Here is a 3,159-nt window from a genome sequence, read left to right as displayed (position 1 = left end):
GGCGGCGTGTCCTGCCCGATCGTGATGGCCTGACCCGTCGGCAGCACGGCCGTCAGTGAGCTCAGGTAGACCTGGGCGTCGCCGCTGAGCGTCATGCTGTCGGCGGTGGTCGCGAGCGACGGGCCGGTGAACTGGCGCACCGTGAGCGAGAAGCCCTGCACCGTGACCGAGTCGGCGCTGATGCGGATGGCCGGCTCGAGCGTTCCGTCGACCGTGCGCACCGTGACGAGTGCGATGCCCTTGAGCCCCGTGAACGAGAGACCCTGCGCGCCCAGCTGCGCCGGGTACTTCGTGAGGGTCGGTGCGCCCTGGTCGAAGATCGCCTGTCCCCATGACGCGTTGGTCTGCGTCGGGGTGGTGGGCGTGCCCGGGGAGGTCGGCGTCGTCGGTGAGGTGGATCCGCCGCCGAGACCCGGCAGTGACGGCAGACCCGGCAGCAAGCTGCCCGAGGTCTGCGACGGCGACGGGGTCGGCGTCGGCGTCGGCGTGCTGCAGTTCATCAGCAGTGGGATGCACAGGCCGGTCGGGGCTTCGGGGGAGCGGGCGGCACCGACGGTCGCGGCGCCGACCACGAGGCATCCGACCACCGCGGCGGCCGCGATGGCAAGGCGATGGCGGATCATGATGCGCTCGCCGCCGTGATCTCGTCGATCGTCAGATCGGCGGTGGCGCCGTCCGCATCGCCCTCCTCCGCCGCAGCCTCCTCGTCCTGGCGGGTGGCCCGCTTCGCCTCGCGGCGGCGCAGGCGACGCTCACCGTCGGCGGGCACCCATGACACGGCGATCACGCCACCGACGGTGGAGACCACCATCCCGATGATGAAGCCGCCGAGGTTGACGCCGACGAGTGAGTAGATCGAGATCGCCAGAGCGATCACACCGTAGAAGATGCGATGCATGGGCATCGCGACGATCAGCACGCCCAACAGCACCAGGGCGACCGGGATGATGGTCGCCTGCAGCCCCGAGAAGCCGAGCTGCACCTGGATGTTGCCGAGGTCGAGCTGACCGGAGAAGAACATCTCCACGCCGCCGACAGCGATGAGGATCGCGCCGACGAGGGGCCGCCGGCGGGACCAGGCGGCGAAGCGGGCACGTCGAGTGGACATGGCAGCAGCCTCCGATCGGGTTCGAGGAACGGTGGTCATGGGGCTGCTCAGAAGCAGCCCTTCGACCCGTCGGTGATCTGCACGTGCATGTTGGCGAGGTTGAAGACGCCCGCCTGGGTGCTCCACGCGATCTGCTGCAGGTTCTTGATCGTGATGGTGTCGGCGTCCTGGGCGAACTCGCCCGCCGTGCCCTTCGCGTTCGTGTTCACCTGCGAGGCGTCGACGCCGATGCGGATGTTGCCGAACGACGAGTCGCCCTTGAGGTCGGTCATGCCGATCTGCAGGTCGGTCGCGGTGGCAGGGGTGCCCTCGCCGCCGGCGGTGACCAGCAGGCCCACCTTGCCGAGCGGGGTGTCGGTGATGACGGCCTGGCAGAGCGCCGTGAGCGACGCCGACTTGATGTTGGCGATCGCGACGCTGTGCTGGCCGCCCTTCGCGTCGGTGGCGACGCCCGAGTACTGGGAGAAGCCAGTGCCGGCGAGCTCGGTGGCGGAGATCTGGAACGAGCTGCCCGAGACCGAGAACGAGACGGGCACCTGGCCCTGGGCGACGCCGCCGGCGAGCACCGAGGTGACGACGGCGACCGGGACGGCGACGATGGCGATACGTCCTGCGCGCGAGCGCGCGATGTTGCGGAACTTCATTGTGTCCTCCGGGGGGTGAGGTGCAGCGTCATTGCTGCGGGGTGCAGCGGCTGTGCTGCGGGTGGTTCTGACACGATGATAGACACCATTGACTAATTGTCAATAAGGTGGACACGTTGGTGAGAAAGTCCTCACAGTCCGGGTGCGACGCCGATGGCGCGCCCGGAGGAGGGGAGGTGTCGACAGTATGGTCATAGCCATGGTCGGGGTGCGTCGTACGCGGTTGACGCCCGAGGAGCGACGGGAGCAGCTCACCGCCCTCGGTGTGGCATTCCTCGCCACGCGCCCCCTCGACGAGCTGACCATCGAGGTGCTCTCGGAGCAGGCCGGCGTCTCCCGCGGCCTCGTCTTCCACTACTTCGGCTCGAAGCAGGGCCTGCACCGCGACGTCGTCACCCTCGCCCGCGACGGCATGCTGCACGCGACCACCCCGCGCCGCGACCTCGCCCCGCGGGAGCGCCTGCACGACACCCTCACCCGCATCGTCATGTTCGTGCGCGAGCACAGCGGCGTCTTCGCCTCCCTGGTGCGCGGGTCGTCGAGCCGCGACGCCGAGGCGAGCCGGGTGGTCGACGAAGCCCGCGATGCGCAGGCCGCCCGCCTGCTGGAGGTCTACGGCGAGCTCGGCTATCGCGACACCCGGATGCTGCGGGTCGCCCTCCACTCCTGGGTCGTGTTCGCCCAGGAAGTGCTCCTCGACCTCGCCCTCGGCACCGGCACCCCGGTCGAGCAGATCGTGGCGTTCCTGGAGCAGAGCGTGGAAGGCGTCGTCGCGGCCGCACAGGGGGCCGCGGCATCCGAATCCGGCGGGTGAGGCGCCGCTAGACTCGGAGGGCCAGCCTCTGTAGCTCAATGGAAGAGCAGTTCCGTCCTAAGGAAACGGTTGGGGGTTCGAGTCCCTCCAGGGGCACCGCCGAAAAGAGGTCCGCATGACCCTGCCGCACCACCACGAACCCGCCGACCGCTCGCACCCTGCGTTCCGGCCGAACGCCGATCCGTTCTACGCGGTCGTGCGGGAGGGGCTGGGTGATCTCGTCGACGGTGAGCACTTCTGCGACGCCGTGGCGGAGGACGCCGAGTTCGAGTTCCGTTACGTCTTCGCCGGGTTCGGGCCCGTCATCCGCGGGCGCGCGGCCTACATGGACTGGTTCGCCGGCTACGACATGCAGATCGAGCGGGCCGACGGGCTGCAGGTCGCGCACGACGCCGACCGTGGCGTCGTGACGCTCGAATACGAGGTGCACGGACGCACGGCGGCGGGCCGCGCGCACGACAACCGGTTCTGCTCCGTCGTCACCCTCGTCGATCGACGCATCGTCGGCTGGCGCGACTACGTGGACTCGCTCGCCGTCGTCACGGCTCTCGGCGGCTGACGCGGGGCCGCGGCATCCGCCATGGGGATGCCGC

5 protein-coding genes and 1 tRNA gene are annotated in these 3,159 nt (G+C 69.7%); 3 read left to right on the top strand and 3 right to left on the bottom strand.

Annotated elements, in window-relative coordinates:
• The 3 genes from ASG00_RS15525 to ASG00_RS13500 form a co-directional block, all read right to left on the bottom strand.
• Positions 1–623 (bottom strand): hypothetical protein (locus ASG00_RS15525; RefSeq protein ID WP_056210228.1); only part of this gene is annotated, 623 nt, incomplete at its 3' end.
• Positions 620–1,108 (bottom strand): DUF6114 domain-containing protein, encoded by a 489-nt coding sequence (locus ASG00_RS13505; RefSeq protein ID WP_200930936.1) that lies wholly within the window; start codon positions 1,106–1,108, stop codon positions 620–622. The genes ASG00_RS15525 and ASG00_RS13505, both read right to left, overlap by 4 nt.
• A gap of 47 nt (positions 1,109–1,155) precedes the next feature.
• The gene (locus ASG00_RS13500) at positions 1,156–1,752 is read right to left on the bottom strand and encodes a DUF6230 family protein (protein WP_045246099.1); all 597 of its coding nucleotides are present in this window, start codon (positions 1,750–1,752) and stop codon (positions 1,156–1,158) included.
• 199 nt (positions 1,753–1,951) lie between these two features.
• On the opposite strand from ASG00_RS13500, the gene ASG00_RS13495 reads away from it, so the two are divergent.
• From ASG00_RS13495 to ASG00_RS13485, 3 genes are all read left to right on the top strand, one after another.
• Positions 1,952–2,566: a TetR/AcrR family transcriptional regulator gene (locus ASG00_RS13495; protein ID WP_045246100.1), complete on the top strand. Its 615-nt coding sequence runs from the start codon at positions 1,952–1,954 to the stop codon at positions 2,564–2,566.
• A gap of 24 nt (positions 2,567–2,590) precedes the next feature.
• A tRNA-Arg gene (locus tag ASG00_RS13490) sits at positions 2,591–2,662 on the top strand.
• A gap of 19 nt (positions 2,663–2,681) precedes the next feature.
• Positions 2,682–3,125 carry a nuclear transport factor 2 family protein gene (locus ASG00_RS13485; RefSeq protein WP_056210226.1) on the top strand — a complete coding sequence of 148 codons (444 nt, stop codon included), beginning with the start codon at positions 2,682–2,684 and terminating at the stop codon, positions 3,123–3,125.
• Positions 3,126–3,159: the final 34 nt, after the last annotated feature.

The sequence above is a fragment of the Microbacterium sp. Leaf351 genome, assembly GCF_001423825.1.
In the GTDB taxonomy this organism is placed as follows: domain Bacteria; phylum Actinomycetota; class Actinomycetes; order Actinomycetales; family Microbacteriaceae; genus Microbacterium; species Microbacterium ginsengisoli.
This window is presented reverse-complemented; position numbering and strand designations above follow the sequence as displayed.